Below are 26,726 nucleotides of genomic sequence, written 5' to 3' on the forward strand. Positions count from 1 at the left end.
CCCGTGAAGGAGATCAGTACCGAGGAGCTGCGCGACCGCCTGGAGAAGGGGGACCTGGTGGTCCTCGACGTGCGCGAGCCCCACGAGGTCGCCCAGGCGGCCATCAAGGGCTCGGTGAGCATCCCCCTGGGACAGGTCGTGGAGCGCCGCGACGAGCTCGACGCCACCAGGCCCACGGCCGTGGTCTGCGCGGCAGGCGTACGCTCAGCACGCGCCATTGAGGCGCTGACCGCTGCCGGGTACCCCGGTGAGCTTCTCAACGTCAGCGGCGGCATGCGGGCCTGGCTCGCCAGCGCCTGAACCCGTTCGGGGCCTGCCTTGGGGCAGGGGCAGGCCCCGAACCGCCCGCGACGACGCCGTCGGACAGGAGGTGTGGGGGGTGTCACCGCGAGTCGATTTCTGGTCCGGGCGGATCGTGGTCTAAGGTTCTTCTCGTCCCGGGCGGGCTGCCACAAGCGGCTGCGCAGGGCACGGGCTGTGGCGCAGTTTGGTAGCGCACTTGACTGGGGGTCAAGGGGTCGTGGGTTCAAATCCCGCCAGCCCGACTGCAAGCCGCTGAGACTCTCAGCGGCTCTCGTTGTCTCCGGGAGTCAGGGCGATAACTCACCGAGTGGACCCCGGAGCGCGCCTCTGGCTCTACCCTTAGCTGCACCTTTGGCCCGGGGGCTTTTCCCTCTCTTTCGGAGGGAAGCTGTTGCACGAGCTCCTTGCATATCCCGCGGGCTCCTGTGCCGGTCCCTCACCGGGTTCCGAGGTATATCGGGATAATCCCGTAAGGCCCCGCACGCTCCGTAAGGCCCCGCACGCTCCTCCGCGGGTCGTGAGATCTGCAAGAAAGCGCGCCCGCGCGGGGCAGGTGGGGACCCACTTTCCAGATAGTACTTGGACGGCCGCAGCAGTGCGCCCGCGCGGGGCGGACGGCGTGGCCTTGTCCGGCTCCCAGGACGCAAAGGGCGTGCCAGCCGAGCAATGCAGGCGCACAAAGCCTGAGAGCGCCCGTCATGCGGTGACGGGCGCTCTCAGGCACGTGTACAGAGCTCACCCTCGTCGTGGGGGATCCTTCAGGCGGCGAGGCGCGACGGCGCTTTTACGCAGCAGTAGCAGCACGGGCCGTCACGTCGTCTCCGCCTGACATGTGTGACGCAGGTGCCTCGTTGTACCGCTTATCGCCCTATAAGCACCACCTCCTCGGTCTGGCTGTCGCACCACAGTATAGAACATATTTAGCCATGGTATAGGATATATTTACTTGAGACGCATAGTCTCTGGACACAGAAGGTTGGGCTCGCTGTGATGAGAAGGTGTCTGGTACCTCGCCCAAGCCGCCCATCTCGTCTGCTGCTGGCGAGTTCGGGGCGCGGGTGCGTGCCCGACGCCGGGAGCTGGGGCTGTCCCAGGAGGCCCTGGCCGAGGGCAGCGAGCTGCACTGGACGTTCATCGGCCAGGTCGAACGCGGCCAGCGCAACCTGTCCCTGCACAACATCCTGCGTGTCGCCCGTGTCCTGGACGTGGATCCGGGGGAGCTGGTACGGGGGTTACGTGGGTGAGCGGCGCCGGTCGCCGTCGACTGCGGCCCGTCCCCGTTCCGCCACCTACCTGCACCTACCTGACGCCGGTCCGGTCGCGTCCCCGCGGTGCTCGACTCCCGACGTGGGCCCCGCCCCTGGTGGCACGAACAGGAGACACTCCGGCGGACAGGCCCTGTCCTGCCCGTCCTACCCCCACGAGGCAGGCACGATAGAGCCTATGAGCTCACAGCCGCCGTCCCGGCCCTCCCACTCCTCTCCTAAGGGACTGCTCCAACGTCTTGTTGAGGTTATTAGGATTGCCATCTCCTACTTCTCTTCCGAGGGACCGCCCTCGTCAGTTCCCGGTCCCGCACCCCGGGGAGTCAATGACAACCACCACGGCCACCGCACGTTCTTGTACGCTGTTGTCGTGGTCCTGGTGGTGCTGGGGGCCATTGTCTACCTGTGGGTCAACGGCTACCTCTCTGCTGAGGTCAAGTTCGGGATCCTGATCGGGGCCGTGATACTGCTCATGATCATTATGTTCCTGTTCGGTGACGAGATCGGGGAGTACCTCTTCAAGCTCCTGCTCCGGCTCCTGACACTTCCCTTTGTCCTCCTGTTCAGGGCTGGCCGCGGGATTTGGCGCGCCCTGAACAAGAGGTCCTCGAGGCAGGCCCGGTCCACCACCCAGACAGGACCCCACGGCATCGCAGCTCCTGGCACACCAGGGCCTCGCGGCACGCAGGGCACGCCCCCGCACGGCTACAACATCCAGCCCACGCCCACCACCTACGGGCAGGCCACGGGCTACGGCCAGCAGCCCCCCTACGGTCAGACCGGCTAAGAGATCCCCACGCCCGGGGGACGGCCTGGTCACCCTCCGGCCCGGTGGCGCCGTCGAGTCCCTCACGCCCAGGGCAGGAGGGTCGCGCAGACCGGGCGGCCCCAGGAGCCTGCCGGGCACACTCCCGTTCTCACGGCCAACAAGTACCGTTCTCGCGACGAATAAGTACCGTTCTCGCGAGCAATAAGTACCGTTCTCGCGGAAGGGCGGGGAGGGCGGAGCCTGCCCGCCGCCTCAGGGTGCCTGCGGCGCCACAGGCACCCCGGGGCCCGCGGTCGTGGTCAGATCACGTCGCGCCGGTGTGGCGGCCTCCGGGGCTCCCTGCGATGATGCCTCTATGACGCCTGCCCCCCTTCCACCTCGCCTGGTTAACGCCCTGCCCCGGACGGTGGATCTCCGGCTCGTGGTCAGTGACATGGACGGGACGCTCCTGGACGGCGACGGCCGTCTGCCCACCGGCCTGCACGAGGTGCTGGCGCGCATGAAGGAGCACGGGGTCCTGTTCGCCCCCGCCTCCGGACGCCAGCTGGGAAACCTCCAGGAGCTCCTGGGGGAGATCGTGGCCCAGGGGCCCGTGATCGCCGAGAACGGCACCATTGTCGCCGACGGCCCCAGGGTCATCTACACCAACACCATGCCCGCTCCCGCCGTGCGCCAGGCCGTGCTGGCCACACGGCGGCTCTTTGAGCAGGGCTACGACGTCGGCATCGTCGTCTCAGGCGTGGAGCGGGCCTACGTGGAGCGCCGTGACGAGCGCTTTATGGAGCAGGTCCGCCGCTTCTACGCCTCCCGCCAGGAGGTGGACGACCTGCTGACCATTGACCTGGACAACGTGGTCAAGGCGGCCACCTTCGACTTCCAGGACGTGGAGAGAGGCAGCTCCCAGGCCCTCATGTCCGCCGTCACCGGCGTCCAGGTCATGGCCGCCGGGATCCACTGGACCGACATGATCTCCTACACCGCCTCCAAGGGCCTGGCCCTCAGGGCCCTCCAGGAGGCGCACGGCATCACCCCTGCCCAGACGGCCGTCTTCGGGGACTACCTCAACGACCTGGGCCTGTACGACTACGCCGATCTCTCCTTCGCCATGGAGAACGCGCACCCCGGTATCCAGGCCGTCGCCAACTACACGGCCCCGGCCAACACCGACGACGGCGTCCTGCGCACCATCTCCGAGCTCCTGCGTCGCACCCCGCCCGGGGTCGGGCCCCGTCCCCAAGGCCCCGGGACGGGGCCAGCAGCTAGGCGGCCACGGCCTCACGCAGCGACCTGAGCGCGTCCGCGCGGAACTCACGCATGGCGGCCGCCCAGGGGATGTAGTCGGCGCCGTGGTACATCCCCGGCTCCGTCCTGACCGTCACCCTGTTACCGGCCTGGGCGAGCCTGTCGGCATAGGCCAGGTCCTCGGCGTAGAAGAGGTCGAGGTCACCGACACCGACCCACGCCCGAGCCAGGCCCCGCAGGTCCTCGCGCTGGGCCGGGGAGGCGTAGGGGCGCGTCTCCGGCTCGCTGGCGGAGTGGCCGAGGTAGGCCTTCCAGGCCTCGACGTTCTGGTGCGCGGTCCACACGAAGTCGCCGCGCCCGGGCACCTCCACGCCACCGGCCCCGGTGGTGCAGTCCAGCATGGGGTAGACCAGGAGCTGGAGGGCCAGCGGCACCCCCGCGTCATGGGCGCGCTGGGCCAGCGCCGCGGCGATACCGCCCCCCGCACTGGCCCCGCCCACGGCGATACGCCGGGGGTCCACGTCCAGGTCCTGGGCGTGCTCGTGCACCCAGGCCACGACGTCGAAGGCGTCGTCGAGCCCCGCGGGAAAGGGGTGCTGCGGGGCCAGTCGGTAGTCCACCGAGATGACCAGCAGCCCCAGCTCGTAGGCGATCCGGCTGCACCACGGGTGGTCCTGGGCGGGGGAGCCCGAGATCATGCCGCCACCGTGGAACCACACCAGGACCCCGGTCGGCCCCGTCTCGCCGCGCTCGGGGGTCTCGTAGAACCAGGTGCGCACCGCCCGGTCCGGGCACATGACGATGCAGGGGTGCCCCAGGCCCCGGGGGAAGACCCTGCCCATGGTCATGGTCGAGCCCCGGCGCCGCCTGGAGGGGGCCGGCTCGGGGGCCTGCGTGGGCCCGTGCCCCAGGACGAGCAGCGGGGCGCGGAGCTCGGGGGAGACCAGGTGGAAGGCGGGCCCCAGGTCAGGGCGGCGGGTACTGAACGCCGTCGCCGCCCCCAGGGCGGCCAGCCCGGCCAGGGCGAGGGAGCCGACGGAGTGGGTCTGCGCCGAGCACGGGATCATGGGGATCTCCTGAGACGTGAGGCACGATTGGGACCTGTGCAGGCTACGTCCTCCGGGGCCCGTCCACCTCACCTGTCTGGTAGGGACATATGGCGGAGATCCCGGGCCCCCGGCAGGAGGGGTCAGCCGGATGACCGATCCGGGTGGCGGCCCCCTCCCATGAGGGCGTCCAGCTGGCGGCGCTCCTTCTTGGTGGGCCGCCCCGCGCCACGAGGGCGGATAATGGCCGCGGGGGCGTCCAGGGGCGAGGGACGTGGCGGGGAGAAGTCCTCGTAGGCCGTCCGGGCCAGCGGCGCCCCCACGCGCTTGCGCAGGAGGGCACGCACCCGCAGGAAGCGGTCGAAGCCGTCCACCCGGTAGCGCACCTCGTCGCCCACCCGCACGTGCTGGGCCGGCTTGGCGGTCTCACCGTTGACCCGCACGTGCCCGGCCCGGCAGGCGGCGGTGGCCGCGGAGCGGGAGCGGGCCTGCCGCACGCTCCACAGCCACACGTCCACCCGGACGCTCACCAGCCCGTTGCCCAAGGCCTGCTGGGTAGTCATGGCCTGATCCTAGCGGCGCCCGCTGCCGCCCGGCCCCAGCCTGCGGCGGACCCGCACAATCAGCCCCACGCCGAGCGCCGACAGCCCCGCGGCCGTCAGGGCCGAGATCCAGGAGTCGCCCAGGACCGCCTCCACCAGCTGCTGGATCTGATGGCCCGGGAAGGGGGCGCCGTCGCCTCCGGCCGCGCAGTCACTGAGGGCCGAGCGCAGTGACTTCCTGTCCGCCTCCGGCAGCCCCAGCTGGTAGGTGGCGGCCACCGTCACGAAACGCTGGGCGTACTGGCAGCGGTAGGCGTCGTTCGGCGGCCACCAGCCGCCCCCCTTGGCCGGGTTCCAGTTCCCCCTCTCCGTGGATCCTGCCGGGCACGTCGCCGGCCCGCAGGCCCCCTTGGCGTTGTTGGCCGGGCCGTCCACGGCCAGGAGGTTGAGGGGGTCGTTGGCCACCAGGAGCCGGGTGCGCTGGTCCCAGGCCCACGCGCCGTGGGCGTAGAGGTAGTTCAGGGGGATGACGTGGTCGATCTGGACGGCGCCGCTGCTGTCCTGCCCCCGCCTGAAGCTGATGTCGCGCCCCGTGTAGGGGTCGTGGAGGGTCCCGGACCACACGGTCGCGTTGGGGCAGCCCGCCGCGCCCTGACCGGCCCCCTGGCTGCGGTCCTGGATGCCCTGGGAGCGGGAGAAGTCCGGACTCGTCAGGTCCCGGGCCAGGATCTCGTTGCGCGTGTCGCAGCCGTCACCGTCCACGTCCTCCCAGGACTGGCCGAACCAGCTCAACCGACCCCCCTCGCCCCAGGAGGACGCCGCCGGGTTGTCAGCCGGGAGCGCGTCGAGGGCGGTCAGGGCGTCCTGGGCGCCCATGACCATGTCGCCGCGCTCGTCCCAGCCCGCCGACGGGGTGGGTGAGGGGACCGAGGGGGCCTGGGCCACCGGGTGGGCCGCCCCCGTGGGGACGCCTGCCAGCGGGGAGGCCAGGACCAGGAGGCCGAGGCAGAGGGCCGCCGCCAGGCGGCGCGGCGGGACCGGGTGGCGCGCAGGGCGGGGCGGGGTGGTAGAGGCCATGGGTGCAGGGTAGGACGGGGCGCCGGCATCGGCGGCGGGTCCGACGGCGTGGCGCCCGGCCTTCCCGGGCACCTCAGCGGAGCAGGGAGGCGGCGGCCTCATCGAGGTACCACCGGGTCTGCCGGCCGCGGCCGCAGGAGGCCGGGGCCCGTCGGACGTCGGGCCTGCCCAGCCCCAGGGCGGCTGCCCGCGCCTTGGCCGCGCCCCCGGCGACCACCATGACGCAGCGTGCCGCCTGGAGGGCCGTGAAGGTCAGGGAGACCCGCTGCCCGGGCGGCTTGGGGGAGTCGCGCACGGCGACGGTGCGCGTCCCCTGGGCCAGGGCGGCACGGTGGCCCGGGAACAGGGAGCACACGTGGGCGTCCGGCCCCAGGCCCAGGTGGACCACGTCCAGGCGCCCGGTCCCGGGCGGGCCGAGCCACCTGTCCAGGTCCGCCTCCAGGGCCCGGGCGGAGGCCTCCACGTCGGCGACCCGCTCCGGGCCGCGCACGGCGTGGAGGTTGCCGGCCCCCAGCCCCGCGTCGAGCAGGCCCGCGGCCAGCAGGTCGTTGCGCTCCGGGTCCCCGGCAGGCACGAAGCGCTCGTCACCGAGCCACACGTGCACGGCCCCCAGCCCCGCGCCCAGGCGTCTGGGCAGGACCTGGGCCAGGAGGCCGGCCAGGGCCTGGCCCGCCGAGCCGCCGGTCAGGGCCAGGTGGGCCACGCCCCGGGCGGACACCGCCCTGGCCAGGTGCTCGGCCGTGTCCTGGGCGGCCAGGTGCGCGGCGGCGGCGAGGTTGCCCAGGACCCGCACAGTGGGGGCGGGGAGCGCGGCGGCTGCGGCCTCAGTGGCCGCGGCGGGGTCGGCGCCACGTGCCCCCGCGCCGGGGGCGGTACCTGACGTGGTGCTCACCGGGGCTCCCCCTTCCCGGGGCCCTGCTCCAGGGAGGCCAGGACCTCCTGGTAGACCAGGTCCGGGGCCAGGCGCCGCAGCTCCTCGTTGAGGGTGGTGACCGGCTCGCGCCGGGCCATGGTGACGGCCTCCGGCTGGCACCGCCCCGGCCTGGTGATGACGACGCGGTCGGGGTCCTGGCGGGTGATGGTGATATCGCCCTCGGTGGTGCGCGTGGTGATGGAGGCGATACCGCGGCTGCCCGCGACGTCCGTCCGGCTCACCGGCAGCCCCAGGCGCAGCCGCAACCAGGCGGCCATGAGGCGTACCGAGGAGTTGCCCGGCTCGCCGGCCACGACGACGCACTCCACCGCCTGCCTGCGCAGGGCGGGGTCCAGGACGGAGGCCACCATGGCGCGCCACAGGGTGATACGGGTCCAGGCCAGGTCGGTGTCCGCCGGGGTGTGCACCGCCACCAGGGAGGCCAGCGCCGCGGCCGGGTCGGCCTGGGCCGGGGTGTTGGTGATCCGGGCGTGGGCGAGGCGGCCCAGCGGCGCCTGGGCGGGCACGTCGGGGAAGGGGCCCGGCCACCAGGTGACCACGGGGACGTCGGGCAGCAGGAGGGGCACCACGAGGGTGTCCGTGTGCCTGGCCGCCTCCCCGAAGGGCCGCAGGACCACGGTCTCCCCGGCGCCGGCGTGGTGGCCCAGGCGGACCTCGGCGTCGAGGTGCCCGCCCCCCGCGTCGTGCCCCTCGTGGGCGGTGCTGGCGGGCGGGACGACGGCGGGGAGACCGGCACCGGCCCGGGGGCTCCCGGGGGCCACGACGGCGACGACCCGGCTGGGGTGGTCGCGGCTGGCCCCGTGGGCGGCCGTCAGGGCCTCCTCCAGGTCGGCGGCGCAGGTGTCGATGACGAGGGTCAGGACCCGGCTGGATCCGGCCGCCCCCTCCTGGGTCAGGAGCACGGAGACGATCTCGTCGGTGGTCGTGGCCGGCAGGGTGATGATCATGAGCGCCTCCAGGCACGTCCGTCGCGGGCGAGGAGCTCTGTGGCGCCCTCAGGCCCCCAGGAGCCGGGACGGTAGTCCTCGGGGGCGCCGGCCGCGGCCCAGTGCTCGATGACCGGGTCGAGGATCCTCCAGGACAGGTCCACCTCCCGCTGGTGGGGGAAGAGGGGGGCGTCGCCCAGGAGCGCGTCGAGGATAAGACGCTCGTAGGCCTCGGGGGAGTCGTTGTTGAAGGAGGCCCCGTAGGCGAAGTCCATGGAGACGTCACGCAGCTCCATGTGGGTGCCGGGCACCTTGGAGGCGATACGCATTGTCATGCCCTCGTCGGGCTGGATGCGCATGACGACGGCGCCCCCGCCCAGGCTGGCCGTCGATGCCGCCTCAAAAGGCAGGAAAGGTGGTTTCTTGAATACGACCGCCACCTCCGTGACCCGTCGTGCCAGACGCTTGCCGGCCCGCAGGTAGAAGGGCACCCCCGCCCACCGCCGGTTGCCCACCTCCAGGCGCAGGGCGGCGAAGGTCTCCGTGCGGGAGGTAGGGGGCACGCCGTCCTCCTCCAGGTAGCCGCGTACCCGCTCACCGCCCTGGAAGCCGGCGGCGTAGCGTCCCCGGACGGTGGTGGCCTCCAGGTCGGTCACCCCGCCGCGGCCCAGGCTCACCGCCTGGAGCACCTTCTCCTTCTCGGCCCGCACGGCCCCGGCCTCCATGCTGGTGGGCTCCTCCATGGCGGTAAGGGCCAGGAGCTGGAGGAGGTGGTTCTGGACGACGTCCCGGGCGGTGCCAATGCTGTCGTAGTAGCCGGCCCGGGTGCCGATACCGATGTCCTCGGCCATGGTGACCTGGACGTGGTCCACGTAGCGCTGGTCCCACAACGGCTCCAGCATGGTGTTGGCGAAGCGCAGCGCCAGGATGTTCTGGACGGTCTCCTTGCCCAGGTAGTGGTCCACCCGGAAGACGTCGTCAGGGCGCACGATACGTCCGACCAGGGCGTCCAGCTCGGCGGCGGAGGCGCGGTCGTGGCCGAAGGGCTTCTCGACCATGACCCGCCGCCAGGCCCCCGGCGCCTCCTCCACCAGCCCGCAGGCGGCCACCTGCTGGGTGACGGTCGGGAACCAGCCCGGTGGGATGGACAGGTAGAAGGCCCGGTTGCCGCCGGTACCGCGCCTGGCGTCGAGGTCCTCCACCACCTGGGTCAGGCGGGCGTAGGCGGCGGCGTCGTCGAAGGAGCTCAGGGTGACGAAGCGCATCCCGGCGGCCAGCTGCTCCCAGACGGCCGGGCGCCAGGGCGTGCGGGCCCCGGAGCGGACCGCCTGGGCCACGTAGGAGCGCATGGCCTCGTCGTCCCAGTCGCGCCGCCCCACCCCCACCAGGCAGAAGGCGGGGGAGAGCAGGCCGCGGCCGGCCAGGTCGTAGACGGCGGGCAGGAGCTTGCGCCTGGCCAGGTCCCCGGTGATGCCGAACATGACCAGGACGCAGGGGTCCGCGATACGCGGCAGACGCAGGTCACGGGAGTCGAGCAGGGGGTTGACACCCTGCGGTGCGGTGGCGGATATGGGCATGAGCCTTCCTAGGACGGGCGTCGGCCTGCCGGTACGGGCGGTCCCGCCCCACTGTACGGCCCCGGCCCCTCGCCCGCCGCCCGGCAGCGGGTGGAGGTGGCACCACCCGGCAGCCGGTGGCACCACCCGGGTACGGGTAGGCTCGCCGACGGCGGCACCCGTCAGCCCGGGGCCGGACCACCAGCCGCCCCGGCCTGAAGAAAGGCTCCTCATGAGCGAGACCACCAGCCTCACCCCCCAGCGCGAGAGCGCCGACATCGGCGTCGTGGGCCTGGGCGTCATGGGTGCCAACCTGGCTCGCAACCTGGCCCGTCACGGCCACGAGGTCGCCGTGTTCAACCGGACCACGGCACGCACCCAGCGCCTCATGGAGCGCTACGCCCAGGAGGGGACCTTCGTCCCGTCCGAGCGCCTCGCCGACTTCACCGCCTCCCTGCGCCGCCCGCGCGTGGCGGTCGTCATGGTCCAGGCCGGCGACGCCACCCAGGCCGTCATCGACCAGCTCGCCGACCTCCTGGAGCCGGGGGACATTGTCGTGGACGCGGGCAACACCCTCTACACCGACACCCGGCGCCGCGAGGCCGCCCTGCGGGAGCGCGGCCTGCACCTGGTGGGCATGGGCGTCTCCGGAGGCGAGGAGGGCGCCCTCCTGGGGCCCTCGATCATGCCCGGGGGGAGCGCGCACTCCTACGAGCGCCTCGGCCCGATCCTGGAGTCCGTCGCCGCCACCGCGGAGGACGGCACGCCCTGCGTGACCCACGTGGGGCCCGACGGCGCCGGGCACTTCGTCAAGATGGTCCACAACGGCATCGAGTACGCCGACATGCAGCTCATTGCCGAGGCCTACGACCTCTTGCGCCGGGTGGGCGGGCTGAGCGTGCCGGAGGTGGCCGGGGTCTTCCGCTCCTGGAGGGGCTCCGAGCTCGACTCCTACCTCATTGACGTCACCGCCGAGGTCCTGGAGAGGGTGGACCCGGCCACCGGCGAGCCCTTCGTGGACGTGGTGGTGGACGCCGCGGGCCAGAAGGGCACCGGCGCCTGGACCACCCAGACCGCCCTGGACCTGGGCGTGGCCGTGCCCGCCATCGGCGAGGCCGCCTTCGCCCGGGCCGTCTCCTCCAGCCCGGGGCCGCGCGCCGCCGTGCGCGCCGCCCGGATCGATCCCGGGACCACCAGCGTCCCCAGCCCCGCCGGGCATGACACCTTCGTGGACGCCGTGCGCGCCGCCCTCTACGGCTCCAAGATCGCCGCCTACGCCCAGGGGTTCGACGAGATCGCCGCCGCCAGCGCGCGGTACGGCTGGGACGTGAGCCTGGGGGACATGGCCCGGATCTGGCGTGCCGGCTGCATTATCCGGGCCCGCTTCCTGGACGACATCACCCGCGCCTACCGCCAGGACCCCCACCTGGTCAGCCTGCTCACCGCCCCGGGCCTCCTCCAGGGCCTCCAGGCGTCCCTGCCGGCCTGGCGCGAGGTCGTGGCCACCGCCGCCAGGTCGGGCGTGCCCGCCCCGGCCTTCTGCGCCTCCCTGGCCTACGTCGACCAGCTGCGCTCACCCCGCCTGCCCGCCGCCCTCATCCAGGGCCAGCGCGACTTCTTCGGCTCGCACACCTACCACCGCGTGGACGACCCCGAGGGCGTCTACCACGTCCTGTGGGCCACGCCGGGGCGCGCCGAGGAGAGGTGGGACCGGTAGGGACCGGCCTCCTGCCGTCGCCTCGGCAGCCCGCCCTCTAGCATGGGCGCGTCAACGCGGCTCCCCGGGGCACCGGGGGAGCCCCACCCCTGCCGAACCGAGGCCCTCATGACCCTCTCCGTCCCGCCCGCACGCCTGACCAGCCCCACCAACCTGTCCCGCCAGGAGGCCCGGTGGCGCTCCGACGTCGTCCACGTGACCGCCCTGGACGTGCACGTGGACGTCACCGGCGCCGTGGACGCGGGGACCACGGGCTTCCCCGTGAGCAGCACGCTGCACCTGGTGGCCCGCCAGGACGTGGAGGGCCTGTGGGCGGACTTCCTGGGGGAGTCGGTGGACCGCGTCGTGCTCGACGGCGCAGCGGTGCCCGTGGCCTGGGACGGCGCCCGGGTGGGGCTGCCCGCCCTGGCCGCGGGGGAGCACGAGGTGGTCATCCAGGCCGTCGGCCGGTACTCCAACTCCGGGCAGGGCCTGCACCGCCTCACCGACCCGGTGGACGGGGCCACCTACCTCTACACCCACTTCGAGCCCTCCGACGCCCGCCGTGCCTGGCCGTGCCTGGACCAGCCCGACCTCAGGGCGCGCCTGAGGCTGACGGTGACCCACCCGGCGGGATGGACCGTCCTGGGCAACGGGACGGTGGCCACCACCCGGCAGGTCGGCGCCGCCGTCGTGTCCGGCCTGTCCGCCACCGAGCCGCTGCCCACCTACCTGACCGCCCTGGCGGCCGGGCCCTGGCACCGCGTGACCGGGACCTGGGTCCCCGCCGCGCCTACCGCCCCGGTGCCCCTGTCCTGGTCCTGTCGCTCCAGCCTGGCCGCCCACCTGGACGCCGACGAGCTCCTGGACCTCACCGGCCGGGGGCTGTCCCTGTACGAGCGCACCTACACCTACCCCTACCCGTGGGGCTCCTACGACTGCGTCCTGGTCCCGGAGTACAACATCGGGGCCATGGAGAACCCCGGCTGCGTCACCTTCTCGGAGGACGCCTACCTCTTCCGGGGGCCCGCCACGCGCGCCCAGCACGCGGGACGGGCCAACACCCTCCTGCACGAGATGTGCCACATGTGGTTCGGGGACCTGGTCACCCCGCGCTGGTGGGAGGACACCTGGCTCAAGGAGTCCTTCGCCGACTACACCGGCACCTGGGCCGAGGAGCAGCTGGGCTACGCCGAGGCGTGGGTGGCCTTCGCCTCCTCCCGCAAGCTGTGGGCCTACCAGGAGGACACCCGCCCCGACACCACCCACCCGGTGGTCGCCACCGTCCACGACGTCGAGGCCGCCCGCCAGGCCTTCGACGGCATCACCTACGCCAAGGGCGCCTCCGTCCTCAAGCAGCTGGTCGCCTACGTGGGCCAGGAGCGCTTCCTGGCGGCCGCGAACACGTGGTTCGCCGAGCACGCCTTCGGCAACGGGGAGCTGTCGGAGTTCCTGGAGACGCTCACGCACGCCTCCGGCCGGGACATGGGCGCCTGGGCCCACGCCTGGCTGCGGACCTCCGGCCCCTCCTACCTGAGCAGCACCACGCAGGTGCACGACGCGCGGGTGGCCCGCCTCACCGTGCGCCAGGAGGGCGTGGACCTGTCCACCGGCCGGGACGTCCTGCGCCCGCACACCCTCGTGGTGGGCCTGTACTCCCTGGACCCCTCCGGGGCGCTGGTGCGCACCCACCGCCTGCCGGTGACCCTGACGGGGCGGGAGGCGGAGGTGGCCGGAGCGGTGGGCTTGGACGTCCCCGACCTGGTCCTGGTCAACGACGAGGACCTGACCTACGCCGTCGTCCGTCCCGACGCCCGCTCCCTGGCCACGGCCCGCGCGCACCTGGCCGACCTGGCCGACCCCCTGGCCCGCTCCCTGCTGTGGTCGATGCTGCACAACCTGGTGCGTGACGGGCTCCTTGAGGCGGAGGCGTTCGTGGACACGGTCCTGCACCAGGCCGACGACACCACGGAGGCGGCCACCCTGGCGACCCTGCTGTCCCAGGCCCTCCAGGCGGCCACCCGCTACGCCGGGGGCGGGGCCCGGGCCGCCCTGGTCGCCCGCCTGGTGGGGGAGGACCGGGGCGGGCGGGGCCCCGCCCGGGGAGGCTGGGGCCTGCTGCGCGCCTCCGCCCCGGGCTCCGACGCCCAGCTGGTGCGTGCCCGGGCCTGGCTGTCGGCCGCCGGGCAGGCGGGCCTGGCGGGGGAGGGGGACGCGGCGGCCGGGCGCGTGCGCCGCCTGCTGGAGGGCGCCCTGAGCGGGCTGGAGCTGACCGCCGACCTGCGCTGGCGGGCCCTGACGGCCCTGGCCCGCCTGGACGCGGTCACCGATGAGGAGCTCAGCGCCCAGCTGGAGGCCGACCCGGGGGCCCTGGGCGTCACCCGCCACCTCCAGGCCTCCTCCTCCCGCCCGAGCACGGAGGCCAAGGAGGCGGTCCTGGCCCGCCTGCTGGAGGACCGGACGCTGGGCAACGACCACGTGGACGCCCTGGTCGCGGCCTTCGGCGTGGACGCCCACCGCGGTCTCACGGCGCCCCTGACCACCCGCTACCTGGCGGCCCTGGAGGGGATCTGGTCCACGCGAAGCCAGGAGATCGCCACCCGCCTGGTCACCGGGCTCTTCCCGGCCGCCGGGGACTCGGACGACCTCCGGGCGGTGCGGCGGTGGCTGGCGGACCACGAGCAGGCCCCGCCCGCGCTGCGTCGCCTGGTGCTGAGGTCCTATGATGACCTCGACCGGGCCGTCCGGGTGCGGGACGCGACCAGCCGGCGGAGCGCGGACGCCTAGCGGCGCTTCACTCCTGGCACACTCGTCCCACCCGCCCCGGTTTGCCAGGTATTGTGGTTCTGCCCGCGGCGCATCCCGTGCCGCCCGACCCAAGGAGACCAGATGTCGACGCCGATCGAGCCGGATCCCTCCTCGACCCAGGTCTTTGGGTTCCTCGACTTCGGCTCCTTCCTGGAGTCCATCGCCCCCGGGCTCTCCGCGCAGGACGCGGCCGCCGTCGCCGCCCTGCCCCCCGGTACCGCCCTGCTCCTGGTGCAGCAGGGACCCACGACGGGGGCCCGTTTCCTCCTGGACTCAGCCGAGACCACCGTGGGACGCCACCCCCGTGCGGACATCTTCCTGGACGACGTCACCGTCTCGCGCAAGCACGCGATCTTCCTGGCCCGCCAAGGCGGTTTCGCGGTGCGTGACTCCGGCAGCCTCAACGGCACCTACGTCAACCGCGAACGGGTCGAGGAGGCGTTCCTCCACCCCGGTGACGAGGTCCAGATCGGCAAGTACCGGATGACGTACCACCCCGGTCCGCAGCGTCCCGTCGCCCGGTGAGCGCACTGGCCGCGCGGCGTCCTGGGAACGGGCGTGACGCCGCTGCCTCCGCGGTACCCACGAGACAGCCCTGGCCTCGTGGTGCCTCGCGTGAGCCTGTCATGCGCATTAGCGAGGTCGTGGACCGCCTCAAGAAGGAGTTCCCGGCCCTGTCCATCTCCAAGGTGCGCTACCTGGAGAGCGAGGGCCTGATCTTCCCCCACCGGGTGGGCAACGGCTACCGCCGCTACTCGGTCGCCGACCTGGAGCGGCTGCGCTTCGCCCTGACGGCCCAGCGGGAGGAGTACCTTCCCCTGTCCGTCATCCGCGAGCGCCTGGCCAAGCTCGACTCCGGGCAGGACGCCCACGTGCCGGTGGCCCGGGTGGTGGCCTCCGACGGGGAGCTGCGCGGCAAGGGCCTGGACCTGGCGGCCCTGACGGCCCACACCGGTGCCACGGAGAAGGAGGTGGCCGAGCTCGTACGGGCCGGCCTGGTGACCCCTGACGCCCACGGCCGCTTCAGGCCCTCGGCGCTGCGTACCGTCGAGCTGGCCCTGGCGGTGAACCGCAAGGGCATCCCGCTGCGCAACCTGCGCGCGGTGCGCCGGGCCGCGGACCTGGAGGCGGACGCGATCGACCAGGCGGTGCAGCACACCCGCTCACGCTCCGCGGCCCGGGCGGAGGACGCCGCCTCCGAGCTGGCCGAGGCCCTGAGCGACCTCCACGCGGTCCTGCTGCACCGGGCGGTGGCCTCCCTGGGGTGAGGGCGTCGGCTCTGCGGGTGCCCCGAGGGGCTCCGCTGGGAGCGTAGAGCCCCGGGATGCCGGGCGACACGCGGGCGTAGGTCACCTTCCGACCGCACTTTGTGAACTAAGACACGTTGACGTTTGTCGCCTTTTTAACCTCTGGCTTCATTGCAGGGAAAAGTGGGTGTCCCAAGAGCAGATCTAAACCTCAGGTCGAGGTTGAGATAAGAGTGACCCGTGCAGGCGGCGCGCCCTTGCGACCGGCGTGCCCCCAGGCGGCCTAATGTGTTCTCTGTGGCTGGCGTAGACCACGCCGCACCGCACGCCCCCCGTGTGCGTCCCATGATTCATGACAGGAGCAGGCCCATGAGTGCTACCCGCGCGAGTCTCAACGCCGTGCCCCAGCGCGCCCAGGCCATGCTCTTCGGTGACCCGCTGCCCGACCTCGACGCCAACTCCGGGTACCGGGGGCCCATCGCCTGCCGCGTCGCCGGCATCACCTACCGTCAGCTCGACTACTGGGCCCGTACCGGCCTGGTCGAGCCCACGGTCAGGGGCGCCCGGGGCTCGGGCTCCCAGCGGCTCTACTCCTTCCGCGACATCCTGCTGCTCAAGGTCGTCAAGAGGCTCCTGGACACCGGCGTCTCGCTCCAGCAGATCCGTGTGGCCGTCAACGCCCTCCACGAGCGCGGCGTCGAGGACCTGACCGCCATTACCCTCATGAGCGACGGCGCCTCGGTCTACGAGTGCACCAGCGCCGACGAGGTCATCGACCTGGTCCAGGGCGGCCAGGGGGTCTTCGGGATTGCGGTGGGCCGGGTGTGGCAGGAGGTCGAGGGGACCCTGGCCGAGCTCCCCGTGGAGTACGCCGAGCCCGCCCCCGAGGTCGACGACGAGCTCGCCGCCCGCCGGGCGGCCAAGCGCCAGCGCGTGGCCTCCTAGAAGGCCACCGGCCAGCCGGTACGTAAGAAACGGCGCCGCCCCACCGAAGAGGTGGGGCGGCGCCGTCCCTATACCCGGTCCTGGGACTCAGGCGGTCCTGCGGCCCAGGACGTAGGAGCGGGAGTAGCCGTCGCCCAGGTCGGTCAGGCTCACCTGGACCACCCCCGTGGAGTCGATCTCGTAGCGCTCCTCAATGTAGGGGCCGAAGCCGGCACGCTCCACCGGGACGTCGCGCAGGTCCTCCACCTCGCGCAGGGCGGGGTCGAAGGGGAAGAGGACGTCCTGGTAGGGGGCCAGCTCCCCGCGCGGCTCCCCGCGGTCGTCCACCCCGGCGCACTCCACGAAGCGGAACCAGCCGATATTGTGCACCGCCGGGTAGCGGCGGATGATGACGGTGCCCTCGGTCCCGTCCACCCGGGCCTGGACCGAGTCCTGGGTCAGGATGGCGTCGAAGGTGGTCCGCGCCCCGCCCTCGGCCTCACGGAAGACCCCGAAGCCGCGTGAGAGGCGGTCGGTGAGGTCGTAGCCGGAGTTCTGGTCGGCGGCAATGGCCAGGCCGATCGCGGTGGAGGCCCCCGGGTAGGGGGAGCGGTGCACGCGCCGCCCGAAGCGCTCCCGCAGCAGGCGGGGGACCAGGGGGAAGGCCGAGGCCCCGCCGACCAGGTAGATGCCAGCCACCTCCGTCAGGTCCGGACGCCCGGAGTCCAGGCGGTCAATGAGGGGGGTGACCGTCTGGATGGAGCGCTCGATGAGGGGCTCGGTGGCCGCGTAGAGGTCGGGGACGGGCAGGACGACGTCCTGGCCCCGCAGCTCCACGAGGATGCGCCGGGACTGGGGGGAGAGCGACTCCTTGGCCCGGCAGCACTGGTCGAGCAGGTCGTCGCGCTCGGTGTTGCTCAGGGACTCCTCGGCCACGCCGGCGCGCTCCAGGACCAGCTGGGCCAGGATCAGGTCCACGTCGTCCCCGCCCAGGTCAGACAGGCCCCGGGAGGCCAGGACGTCGTGGGAGGTGCCGCGCACGTCCACCAGGGAGGTGTCGAAGGTGCCGCCGCCCAGGTCGTAGACCACCACGCGGGTCTTGCGTGAGGAGATCGTCCCGGACTTGCGGTGGGTGTACTCAAAGCCCGCGGCGCTGGGCTCGTTGAGCATGGCCACCACGGGGAACCCGGCGTCGCCGAAGGCCTGCAGGGTCAGGACGCGCTGGGCCCCGTAGGCGTGGGCCGGGACCGCGACCACCACCCGGGCGCGGTCGATGCTGACCCCCAGGGAGGCCTCCACCGCCGTGCGCAGCGTGCGCAGGTAGTCGGTGAGGATCTCCAGGACCGTGAAGGTCCGCCCGCCCAGCTCCACCGTGGTGGCGGGGGTGACCCTGGGTGAGGCCAGGACGCGCTTGAGGCTGCGCAGGAGCGGGGCGCCCTGGCGCGCCGCCGCCCGGGCCGCGAACCCGTGGACCAGTCCCTGGGGCGTGAGCGCGGTCAGGGAGGGTAGGTACTCCTGGGGGTCACCGGCGGTGTCGTTGAAGGTCAGGACCGGGTAGTTGCCGCGGTCGGCGCGGGCGACCACGGTGCGGGTCGTTCCCAGGTCGACGCCGATGTCGAGGACAGGTCCCTCCCGGTTCGCCCGGTCGGGGCCGGATGGGTGGGGCGTTGAGGTCGGGACTGGAGCAGCCATGGGGCGACCTTATCCGTGCCGAGGCGTAAAAGCCGGGAGCCTCCGGGCGCCCGTCGCGGCCCCGGCGTGTGGTGTTCGTCGGCAGGCGGCCGGGCCTGGGACGAAGGACCACGTGGCGCCGGGGAGGTGAACAGTTGGTGAACTGGCTTCGCTGCCGGGGCCCCGGCTGGTAACAATGACGTCAGGCCGCGCTCACGCGGCCACGGGCCACGGCCGGCGGACTGTCCGCCAGGCCGTCGGACCGCACTCTGGACTGGGATTGGTATGACTACAACCCTCTTCATCGTGGTCGTCGTCGTCGTCACGGCGCTGGTCTTCGACTTCACCAACGGCTTCCACGACTCCTCCAACGCCATGGCCACCGCGGTGGCCACCGGGGCCTTCACCCCCAGGCGCGCGGTGCTCGTCGCCGCCGTCCTCAACGTGGTCGGCGCCCTGCTGTCCACCGAGGTCGCCAAGACGATCTCCCACGGCATGTTCGACGACGCGCTCATCCAGGCCGCCCCGGAGATGGTCTTCGCCGGCCTGGCCGGGGCCATCCTGTGGAACCTGGCGACCTGGCTCTTCGGGCTGCCGTCCTCCTCCTCCCACGCCCTGTTCGGCGGTCTCATCGGGGCGGTCATCGTGGCCGCGGGCCTGGAGGGGGTCCACTGGGGCACCGTGGTCTCCAAGATCATCCTCCCCGCCCTCATCGCCCCCTGCGTAGCCGGCCTGGCCGCCGCCCTGGCCACCTTCCTGGCCTACCGCCTGGCGCGTCCCGAGGACCGCTACAGCCAGGGCATCTTCCGCTACGGCCAGCGCGTCTCGGCCTCCATGGTGGCCCTGTCCCACGGGACCTCCGACGGGCAGAAGACCATGGGCGTGATCACCCTGGTCCTGGTCGCGGCCGGGTACCAGGGGGCGGGCAGCTCCCCGCACTGGTGGGTCATCGCCGCGGCCGGGCTGGCCATCGGGCTGGGCACCTACTCCGGGGGCTGGCGCATTATGCGGACCATGGGCAAGGGCCTGGTCCACATTGACTCCCCCCAGGGGTTCGCCGCCGAGACGGCCTCGACCGTCTCCATCCTGGCCTCCTCCCACCTGGGCTTCGCCCTGTCCACCACGCACATCTGCACCGGCTCCATCCTGGGCTCGGGCATCGGACGGGGCTCGAAGGTCTCCTGGGGCACCTTCGGGCGGATGGGCATCGCCTGGCTGGTCACGCTACCCTGCTCCGCGGTGGTCGGGGCGCTGACCTCCTTTATCGCCGTCAAGGGCGGCGTGGTCGGCGTGGTCGGCGTCATCGTCCTGCTCATTGCGGCGGCCCTGCTCATTATCCGCCAGGCCAACCACAACAAGGTGGACTTCTCCAACGTCAACGACGCGAACGAGGTCGTCGTGGGCAAGCAGAACGACCCCGAGCTGGCCCGCCCCGCGCGCAGCATCGCCGAGGTCAAGCAGGAGCTCGCCACCGCGGGCGGGAAGGGGCTGCGATGAGCGTGGACTGGGCCTCCCTGGGGCTGGTCACGGGCGTGACCGTCCTGGGCACCTCATTCATCCTGGTCATCTGCGCCTCGGCGGTACGCCTGCTGGGCCAGATCCACCTCAAGCGCAGGGCGGGTGAGGTCCAGGGCCTGCACGCCGCGGAGGTCGCGGCCGGGTTCTTCATCCTGTGCGTCGTGGCCATCGCGCTCTTCGGCCTGTGGCTGCTCATCCCCTACTTCCACTGAGGCCGGGCGGGGAACCGACCAGAGATTGTCCCTAACGAGTGCCATGAGGCCCCGGTCACTGCTACCCTGGGGGATGTGACCGAGGACCTTTTCGCACTCGCCAAGGACGCCGTGGCCGCCTCGCGGGCTGCGTCCGACCCCGACTACCCCGTCTTCCACGTCGCCCCGCCGGTGGGACGTCTCAACGACCCCAACGGCCTGCTGGTGGACGGCGGAACCTACCACGTCTTCTACCAGTTCACCCCCCTGCACCCGCACCGCAAGCTGGTGTACTGGGGGCACGCCTCCTCCACGGACCTGGCCCGCTGGGAGCACCACGCCCCCGCCGTCGTGCCCGACTCCCCCTACGACGCCAACGGCGCCTACTCGGGCAACGCGATCGTGCTGGAGGGCGCCGAGCTGCCCGCCGCCCCCGCGTCCGCCCCCTACCAGCTCTTCTTCACCGGCAACCTCAAGGACCCGGTGACGGGGGAGCGCACCGCCAGCCAGAACCTGGTCACCAGCCGGGACCTGGTCACCTTCACCAAGTGGGAGGGCAACCCCCTCATCCCCACGCACGCGCCGGGCTACACCGCCCACTACCGCGACCCCCAGGTCTTCCGCGACCCCGACGCCCCCGGGCAGTTCCGCATGCTGCTGGGGGTCCAGCGCCAGGACGAGACCGGGGCGGCCCTGCTGTACCGCTCCACCGACCTGCTCTCCTGGGACCTGGAGGGCGAGCTCACCTTCCCCGACGCCGGGGGCGCCTTCGAGCGCTTCGGCTACATGTGGGAGTGCCCCGGCATCGTCCGCCTCACCGACGAGCTCACCGGTGAGGACTGGGACGTGCTCATCTGGTGCCCGCAGGGCATCAGCCCCCAGGCGGAGGGCTACGAGAACGTCTTCGCCTGCACCTACACCGTCGGCCACCTGGTGGGCACCGAGCTGCGCGACTGCGACGGCACCTTCCACGAGGTGGACCGCGGTTTTGAGTTCTACGCCCCCCAGGCCTTCGCACGCCGCCCCAGCGAGCCGGGGGCGGTCACCCTGGTGGGGTGGCTGGGCAACGCCGGCGAGGACGACCAGCCCTCGGTGGCCACCGGCGGCTGGGTCCACGCCCTGAGCGTCCCGCGGCGCCTGTCGCTGCGTGGCGGGCGCCTCGTCCAGCGCCCGGTCCTGGAGCTGGGGGAGGGGGCCTCCACCAGCTGCCTGTCCGGCAGCGTCCTGGCCGCCGGGGCCACCCCGGTGCCCGAGCTGTCCGGCTCCCGGTCCTGGCAGCTGCGGGTGGAGGGGCCCCAGGCCGGTGGCCCCGCCCCCACGTGGGGGGTGCGCATTGGCACCGCGGACTGCCACGTGGACGTCACCATCGAGGACGGCTCCCTGGTGGTGGACCGCTCGACCTCCCGCTACACCCAGCACGGCGCCCGTCGGGTGGTCACCCTGCCCCCGGGTGCCGACCCCGTCCTGGAGGTCCTCCACGACCGCTCGGTCACGGAGATCGTCTCGGCAGGCGGGGAGACGGTTTTCGCGCTACGCTCGTTTGTGACACCTGGCACGTCAGGCGTCTCGCTGCTGAGCAGTGGCGGTGCCCAGATGCGGGTCGTGTCCCTCCAGGCGAGGGACTGACACGCACGCCCATACGTGATGCAACTCACTTGTGATCTTCGGTTGCAAGACCGGTCGGTCGCAAGTACTGTGACCAACGATTGACACACGGTCTGCGGCGGGACGTCCCCGACCCCTCACAACCGCACGCCCCAAGGACGCGGCGCTGAGCGCAGGCCTACAGAGAAAGGACACCCGGGTGGCTATGGATCACGCCCGAGTCGCCAGAGACGTCGTGACGTACCTCGGCGGCGCAGACAACATTGACGCGGCGGCGCACTGCGCGACCCGCCTGCGTCTGGTCATTAACGATATGGACAAGGTCGACCAGGCGGCCCTCGACAAGGATCCCGACCTCAAGGGCACCTTCCTGGCCGGCGGCATGTTCCAGATCATTGTCGGCCCTGGTGACGTGGACCAGGTGTTCGACCACATGGTCAAGGACCACAGCGTGCGGGAGGTCTCCAAGGACGAGGCCAAGGAGGAGGCCGCCAAGAGCGGCAACCTCTTCTCGCGCTTTATCAAGATGATCGCGGACATCTTCGTCCCGATCCTTCCGGCCCTTATCGCCGGCGGCCTCATGATGGCCATTAACAACGTGCTCAGCGCCGAGGGCCTCTTCGGCGAGAAGTCGCTCGTGGACCAGCTGGGCTGGCTCAAGGACTACGCCTCCCTCATTAACCTCATCTCCGCCGCCCCCTTCGCCTTCCTGCCCGTGCTGGTGGGCTTCTCGGCGGCCAAGCGCTTCGGTGGCAACGTCTACCTCGGCGCCGCCATGGGTGCGGCCATGGTCTCCACCAGCCTGCTCAGCGCCTACGACATGGCCAAGGAGGCGGCCGCCAACAACTTCTGGCTGTACCAGGGCATCGGTACGAACTGCGCCCTGACAGACGCCAGCTGCATCGCCGACCTGTCAGCCAAGGGGTCGATCCCGGCTGCTAGCACCTGGTACCTGTTCGGTATCCATGTGGATAAGATTGGCTACCAGGCCATGGTCATCCCCATTATCTGCGTGGCCTTTATTATGTCGGTCATTGAGAAGTGGCTCCACAAGCGCCTGTCGGGCACCACCGACTTCCTCCTGACCCCGCTCATTACCATGCTGGTAACCGGCTTCCTCACCTTCGTGGCGGTCGGCCCCCTCACCCGCCAGCTCTCCATGTGGATCACGGACGGACTGAACTGGACGTTCAACACCCTGGGCGTCATCGGAGGCCTCGTCTTCGGTCTGTTCTACTCACCCATTGTGGTCACCGGCCTGCACCAGTCCTTCCCCGCCGTCGAGATCCCGCTGCTGCCGCAGAACGGCGGGGCCGGGGACTTTATCTTCCCCATTGCCTCCATGGCCAATGTCGCCCAGGGCGCCGCCGCCCTGGCGGTCTTCCTGCGCACCCGGGACGCCAAGATGAAGGGCCTGGCCGGGGCCGGTGGTATGTCGGCCATCTTCGGTATCACCGAGCCCGCCATCTTCGGTGTCAACCTGCGCCTGCGCTGGCCCTTCTTCGTGGGCATGGGCGCGGCCGCCATTGGCTCCGCCGGCGTGGCCCTGCTCAACGTCCGCGGCTCCGCCCTGGGTGCCGCCGGCTTCGTGGGCTTCGTGTCCATCCGCACCGAGGACATCCCCATGTACCTGGTCCTGGAGGTGATCACCTTCGCGATCGCCTTCGCCGGGGCCCTGTTCTACGCCAGTACCCCCAAGGGCAAGGCCTCCCTGGCCGGTGACGACGGCGCCCCGGCGGACGGCACGGCCGCCCAGGCCGCTCCCGTGGAGATCCCGGCCGAGGCCGCGCACGACCTCACCGTGACCGCCCCCATTAAGGGCCGCTCGGTGCCGCTGAGCGAGGTCGCCGACCCGACCTTCTCCCAGGGCCTGCTCGGCCCGGGCATGGCGATCGTCCCGGACTCCGGGCCGGTGGTCTCCCCGGTGGACGGCGAGGTGCTCGTCGCCTTCCCGACCGGCCACGCCTACGGGCTGCGCTCGGCCAGCGGCGTCGAGCTGCTCATCCACGTGGGCATGGACACCGTCAAGCTCGACGGCAAGGGCTTCACCCCCCACGTCAAGGCCGGTGACAAGGTCCGCCGCGGCACCCCCCTGGTGGACGTGGACTGGGCGGCCATTAAGGCCGCCGGCTACGAGACGGTGACCCCGGTCGTCGTGTCCAACGCCACCAAGTTCGGGGGCGTCTCGGAGACCTCCCCGACCGAGGTCAACCTGGGCGACGCCTTCTACTCCGTGGCCCCGGCCGAGGCTGCCGCCAAGGTCTGAGGCAATAGCTCTCCATCTATGGAGGTGTGGGGAGGCCTGCGATCTGTCAGGCCTCCCCACACCTGTGCCCGACGGCGGGACGGCACGCGAGTCCGCTGGCGTCTGCCCCTGCCCACGCCGGGGTCCACGGATCCCTGCGGCGTCGGCCGGCAGGGGTTCAGGCGGTGTACGGCCGGGTACGCCCCTGCCTGGGCCCGGCAGGGGCTTGCCTAGGCGGTGCGCCCCTCCAGGAGGGTAATGGGCAGCTCGGTGGCGCGGGTGGGCTTGGTGCGGACCTCCTGCCCGTCGGCGTAGGCGCGCACCTGCTCCAGGAGCTGGCTGACGGCCGCCCGGGCGATCTGGGCGATCGGCTGCTGGATGGTGGTCAGTCCCGGCAGCGCGCGGCGCACGGCGCTGGTGCCGTCAAAGCCCACCACCGCGAAGTCCTCCGGCACGCGCCTGCCGTGCTGGTAGGCCCACTCCAGGACGGCGGCGGCGGCGAGGTCGTCGGTGGCGAACACGGAGTCGATCTCCTGGGCGACGGCGTCGAGCTGGGAGCTGACCAGCCCGTAGCGCATGGAGTCCGGGGTGTGGAACTCCACCGTCAGGAGCACGGGCTGGATGCTGTGCTCGGCCAGGACCGCGCGGTAGCCGGCCTCACGCAGGTTGTGCGGCCCGGTGCGCGAGGTCAGGATCGCGGGTCGGGTGCGCCCGCGTGCCAGGAGGTGCTCGGTGGCCAGGCGCCCGCCCGCCAGGTTGTCGGCCCGGATATTGGGGATGGTGGGGGACAGGTCACGGTCGATCGTCACCAGGGGCATTCGCACCGTGTCGTAGTCCATCTGCATCTCGTTGTGGGCTCCGGAGATAATGCCGTCCACCCGCTGGGCGATGAGGAGGTCCAGGTACTCCCGCTCCCGGTCCACCCGTCCCATGGAGTTGCACAGCAGGGTGCGGTAGCCGGCCTCGGCCAGGGTGCTCTCAAGCCCGGCCACCAGCTCGCCGAAGAAGGGCAGGGACGTGGTGGGCATAATGACCCCGACGGTGTTGGTGGACATGCCGTGCAGCGCCCGCGCCACCTGGTTGGGCCGGTAGCCCAGCTCCTTAATGGCCGAGGCGACCCGGTCCCGGGTGTACTGGCTCAGGTAGCCGCGGTTGTTCAGCACCCGGGAGACGGTGGTCAGGGAGACGCCCGCACGCTCGGCGACGTCCGCGAGAGTGGGTTCACGGCGGGCCGGCATCGCATCTCCTTCGATCGTCTGATGACAGGGCTGAGCATACGCCTACCAGCCCGGACGCCCCTGCTCACCTGGGACCGGGGACCGGGTCGGCAGGCCCAGGGGACCGCGGCCGACCCGCGGCCGCGACGGCCCCGAGCGCCCGGTGGTCAGGTCCGGGCGCCGCGGCCAAGGCCTCCGGGGGAGTGGGCGCACCGGCCACTGTACGCCGGGGGAGGGGCGGGGTGGAAAGCCCTCCTTAGCCCACCCTGTCCCGGAGCCCAGTCGGCGCAGGGTCGCCCAGGGACTCGCCTGGTCCGTACCGACGATCGCCCTGGCGGCGGCGGCCCCGGCCATGGCCGTCAGCTACACCGAGCGCATAACCGACGTCTCCTTCCAGCCGGGGACCGGGATGGAGGCCAGGCGCCTGGGCAGCGGCGTGATCCGGCGGCCGTGGGTGGGAGGGGTCGACAGGTGGACCTGGATGGCCACCGACAACTCCACCTACGTGGACACCCCGGTCTACGCGGGACAGCCCAGGCTCAGCAGCTGGGGCTGGCTGCTGCGCTACCACGACGCCGACGCCTGGGGCAGGCCCGAGACCCCGGGGATCAAGAACCCCCTGGTCCTGACCGACCCGGCGGGCGGGAGCGTCTCACCCAGCCTGCCCGGACCCTACCTCGCCTTCACCGGGGACCCCAAGGGGAGCGGGGCCACGTCACGGACCACGCTCATGTCCCAGACGCAGAAGCTGGGTGCGGGGTGCACCTACACCTTCCAGGCGGAGGTGTGGACCGGCTACACCGAGCAGCGCAACCTGCGGCTGACGGTCGGGTTCGTCCCGGCCGCGCTCAGGCCGGCGCGCTACTCCGACGCCCCCCTGAGCGCGGGGGCCTGGCTCGGCTCGACCGCCGAGGCCCTGACCGCGCACGGCAGCGCGCCGACCACGTCCACGCTCGTGGCGCAGTACACGCCCGCGGCCAACGAGGAGGTCCTCGTCCTCATGGTGGTCCAGGCCGCCACCGACGCCGACGTCGCCGAGGCCGGGGCCACCGAGAGGCACGTCAACCCGGTCGTCGTGGCCAGCCCCAGGCTGACCAGCAGCTGCTCCTGAGGGTAGGGGCCCGCCGACGAAGCCCGCTGCTCCTAGCGGGGGTTCGCTCCGGTGCCGGCGTAGGGCCACCCGCACCGCTGTTCTTAGGGGCGGGAGCCCGCCGCGTCTTTAAGCTCACACTCCGGACCACCCACGAGCTTCCTGGGGTAGGGGGCTCGCCCGGAGAGTGCTTATGTCATTTTCGACCCCTCCGTGGCGCGCCGGGGCAGGCGGGACGGCGCCCAGGGCGCCTGCTGTCAGCGGCCCTGTCAGCGCCGCAGGCGCGGGGGCGTGGTGACGTCGTCGCGGGACCGCGATCTCAGGGCCGCTGTGAGAACGTCGCCGCGCCGGTCCTGGGCGGCCTGTCGGATGGGCGCCCGGCCGGTCCCGGGCGTCCTTGCGCCGTGCCGTACTCCACCGTATTTCCCTGTATTTCCGCGGTCGCAGAGACGTGGTGGCCAGGTGGGCGACGCCTTTGCGCACCAGTAGCGGGCACCGGTTCCTAAGAGCGTCCGGGCGGCAATTGGGGGACCGGTTCCTCTTTTGCGGGGACTATACGGGATCCGATTTCCTGCGCACCCCAGGCAGGAGCGTCCTCGCAGGTCAGAGGCGCTTTGAGGGAGGAAGGGGCGAGGGCTGCGCCTCCGCCGACAGAATGACATAATGTCCATTATCGGCGATAGTGATATGTGGGCGCGAACACTCCGGACCCCACCTGTGTACTTGTCCTCCTTTCCTCCTCCGCCCTAGGTGGCGCGCGCTTTGGGGCCCGCCTACGAGAACAGTGTTCGCGTAGGCGGGCGCCTGCCCGGGCAGGATCCGGGGACGGTAGCGCCTGGATGCGTGTTCGCCTG

General features: G+C 72.0%; 22 protein-coding genes and 1 tRNA gene. 15 read left to right on the forward strand and 8 right to left on the reverse strand.

Translation table 11 applies throughout. The features are described 5' to 3' along the window. The first annotated feature begins 3 nt into the window (after positions 1 to 3). The 5 genes from JJJ15_RS00360 (at position 4) to JJJ15_RS00380 (ending at position 3,628) form a co-directional block, all read left to right on the forward strand. Positions 4 to 300, forward strand: coding sequence for a rhodanese-like domain-containing protein (locus JJJ15_RS00360; RefSeq protein ID WP_200511057.1), 297 nt, complete (start codon positions 4 to 6; stop codon positions 298 to 300). A 171-nt stretch (positions 301 to 471) separates the two neighbouring features. Then, positions 472 to 545 (forward strand) — tRNA-Pro (locus JJJ15_RS00365). 756 nt (positions 546 to 1,301) lie between these two features. Further along, positions 1,302 to 1,547, forward strand: coding sequence for a helix-turn-helix transcriptional regulator (locus JJJ15_RS00370; RefSeq protein WP_246742085.1), 246 nt, complete (start codon positions 1,302 to 1,304; stop codon positions 1,545 to 1,547). Between the two features lie 376 nt (positions 1,548 to 1,923). Continuing rightward, complete coding sequence (locus tag JJJ15_RS00375) at positions 1,924 to 2,355, forward strand: hypothetical protein (RefSeq protein ID WP_200511058.1); 432 nt, start codon at positions 1,924 to 1,926, stop codon at positions 2,353 to 2,355. A 337-nt stretch (positions 2,356 to 2,692) separates the two neighbouring features. Next, on the forward strand, positions 2,693 to 3,628 hold the full coding sequence (locus tag JJJ15_RS00380; RefSeq protein ID WP_200511059.1) for an HAD-IIB family hydrolase: 936 nt from the start codon (positions 2,693 to 2,695) through the stop codon (positions 3,626 to 3,628). Here the strand turns inward: JJJ15_RS00380 and JJJ15_RS00385 are convergent. From JJJ15_RS00385 to zwf, 6 genes are all read right to left on the reverse strand, one after another. Further along, entirely contained in the window at positions 3,597 to 4,646 is a 1,050-nt protein-coding gene (locus JJJ15_RS00385; protein WP_200511060.1) for an alpha/beta hydrolase, read from the reverse strand. The genes JJJ15_RS00380 and JJJ15_RS00385 overlap by 32 nt on opposite strands. Positions 4,647 to 4,768: 122 nt before the next feature. After that, positions 4,769 to 5,188, reverse strand: a complete 420-nt coding sequence (locus tag JJJ15_RS00390) for a S4 domain-containing protein (protein WP_200511061.1) — start codon at positions 5,186 to 5,188, stop codon at positions 4,769 to 4,771. Positions 5,189 to 5,197: 9 nt separating this feature from the next. Beyond that, entirely contained in the window at positions 5,198 to 6,244 is a 1,047-nt protein-coding gene (locus tag JJJ15_RS00395) for an HNH endonuclease family protein (RefSeq protein WP_200511062.1), read from the reverse strand. 73 nt (positions 6,245 to 6,317) lie between these two features. Further along, entirely contained in the window at positions 6,318 to 7,136 is an 819-nt protein-coding gene (gene pgl, locus JJJ15_RS00400; RefSeq protein WP_200511063.1) for a 6-phosphogluconolactonase, read from the reverse strand. Then, a complete protein-coding gene (locus JJJ15_RS00405; protein ID WP_200511064.1) occupies positions 7,133 to 8,125 on the reverse strand; it encodes a glucose-6-phosphate dehydrogenase assembly protein OpcA in 993 nt (330 codons plus the stop codon). The genes pgl and JJJ15_RS00405 overlap by 4 nt, the downstream gene beginning before the upstream one ends. After that, on the reverse strand, positions 8,122 to 9,681 hold the full coding sequence (gene zwf, locus JJJ15_RS00410; protein WP_200511065.1) for a glucose-6-phosphate dehydrogenase: 1,560 nt from the start codon (positions 9,679 to 9,681) through the stop codon (positions 8,122 to 8,124). Before zwf ends, JJJ15_RS00405 begins: the two co-directional genes overlap by 4 nt. Before the next feature lie 211 nt (positions 9,682 to 9,892). Here zwf and gndA point away from each other — a divergent pair, with 211 nt between their 5' ends. The 5 genes from gndA (at position 9,893) to JJJ15_RS00435 (ending at position 16,356) form a co-directional block, all read left to right on the forward strand. Next, entirely contained in the window at positions 9,893 to 11,377 is a 1,485-nt protein-coding gene (gndA, locus tag JJJ15_RS00415; protein ID WP_200511066.1) for an NADP-dependent phosphogluconate dehydrogenase, read from the forward strand. 108 nt (positions 11,378 to 11,485) lie between these two features. Further along, positions 11,486 to 14,143 (forward strand): aminopeptidase N, encoded by a 2,658-nt coding sequence (gene pepN / locus JJJ15_RS00420; protein ID WP_200511067.1) that lies wholly within the window; start codon positions 11,486 to 11,488, stop codon positions 14,141 to 14,143. A 102-nt stretch (positions 14,144 to 14,245) separates the two neighbouring features. Beyond that, a complete protein-coding gene (locus JJJ15_RS00425) occupies positions 14,246 to 14,689 on the forward strand; it encodes an FHA domain-containing protein (protein ID WP_106109045.1) in 444 nt (147 codons plus the stop codon). 101 nt (positions 14,690 to 14,790) lie between these two features. Then, positions 14,791 to 15,432 carry a MerR family transcriptional regulator gene (locus JJJ15_RS00430; RefSeq protein WP_200511068.1) on the forward strand — a complete coding sequence of 214 codons (642 nt, stop codon included), beginning with the start codon at positions 14,791 to 14,793 and terminating at the stop codon, positions 15,430 to 15,432. Positions 15,433 to 15,780: 348 nt separating this feature from the next. Then, the gene (locus JJJ15_RS00435; RefSeq protein ID WP_281433028.1) at positions 15,781 to 16,356 is read left to right on the forward strand and encodes a MerR family transcriptional regulator; all 576 of its coding nucleotides are present in this window, start codon (positions 15,781 to 15,783) and stop codon (positions 16,354 to 16,356) included. 87 nt (positions 16,357 to 16,443) lie between these two features. Here JJJ15_RS00435 and JJJ15_RS00440 read toward each other — a convergent pair whose 3' ends face one another. Beyond that, positions 16,444 to 18,027 carry an Hsp70 family protein gene (locus tag JJJ15_RS00440; RefSeq protein ID WP_200511069.1) on the reverse strand — a complete coding sequence of 528 codons (1,584 nt, stop codon included), beginning with the start codon at positions 18,025 to 18,027 and terminating at the stop codon, positions 16,444 to 16,446. 264 nt (positions 18,028 to 18,291) lie between these two features. On the opposite strand from JJJ15_RS00440, the gene JJJ15_RS00445 reads away from it, so the two are divergent. The 4 genes from JJJ15_RS00445 to JJJ15_RS00460 all read left to right on the forward strand — a co-directional run bounded on the left by JJJ15_RS00445 (position 18,292) and on the right by JJJ15_RS00460 (position 23,586). Next, complete coding sequence (locus JJJ15_RS00445) at positions 18,292 to 19,503, forward strand: inorganic phosphate transporter (protein ID WP_200511070.1); 1,212 nt, start codon at positions 18,292 to 18,294, stop codon at positions 19,501 to 19,503. Continuing rightward, on the forward strand, positions 19,500 to 19,736 hold the full coding sequence (locus tag JJJ15_RS00450) for a hypothetical protein (RefSeq protein ID WP_106109049.1): 237 nt from the start codon (positions 19,500 to 19,502) through the stop codon (positions 19,734 to 19,736). Before JJJ15_RS00445 ends, JJJ15_RS00450 begins: the two co-directional genes overlap by 4 nt. A gap of 75 nt (positions 19,737 to 19,811) precedes the next feature. Next, positions 19,812 to 21,341: a glycoside hydrolase family 32 protein gene (locus tag JJJ15_RS00455; protein WP_200511071.1), complete on the forward strand. Its 1,530-nt coding sequence runs from the start codon at positions 19,812 to 19,814 to the stop codon at positions 21,339 to 21,341. 184 nt (positions 21,342 to 21,525) lie between these two features. Next, positions 21,526 to 23,586 (forward strand): PTS transporter subunit IIBCA, encoded by a 2,061-nt coding sequence (locus JJJ15_RS00460; RefSeq protein WP_200511072.1) that lies wholly within the window; start codon positions 21,526 to 21,528, stop codon positions 23,584 to 23,586. 209 nt (positions 23,587 to 23,795) lie between these two features. Here JJJ15_RS00460 and JJJ15_RS00465 read toward each other — a convergent pair whose 3' ends face one another. Next, positions 23,796 to 24,803 carry a LacI family DNA-binding transcriptional regulator gene (locus JJJ15_RS00465; RefSeq protein ID WP_106109052.1) on the reverse strand — a complete coding sequence of 336 codons (1,008 nt, stop codon included), beginning with the start codon at positions 24,801 to 24,803 and terminating at the stop codon, positions 23,796 to 23,798. Positions 24,804 to 25,134: 331 nt separating this feature from the next. On the opposite strand from JJJ15_RS00465, the gene JJJ15_RS00470 reads away from it, so the two are divergent. Then, positions 25,135 to 25,893: a hypothetical protein gene (locus JJJ15_RS00470; protein ID WP_200511073.1), complete on the forward strand. Its 759-nt coding sequence runs from the start codon at positions 25,135 to 25,137 to the stop codon at positions 25,891 to 25,893. Positions 25,894 to 26,726 lie beyond the last annotated feature (833 nt).

The organism is Actinomyces sp. HMT897 (genome assembly GCF_016626125.1).
Taxonomy (GTDB): Bacteria; Actinomycetota; Actinomycetes; order Actinomycetales; family Actinomycetaceae; genus Actinomyces.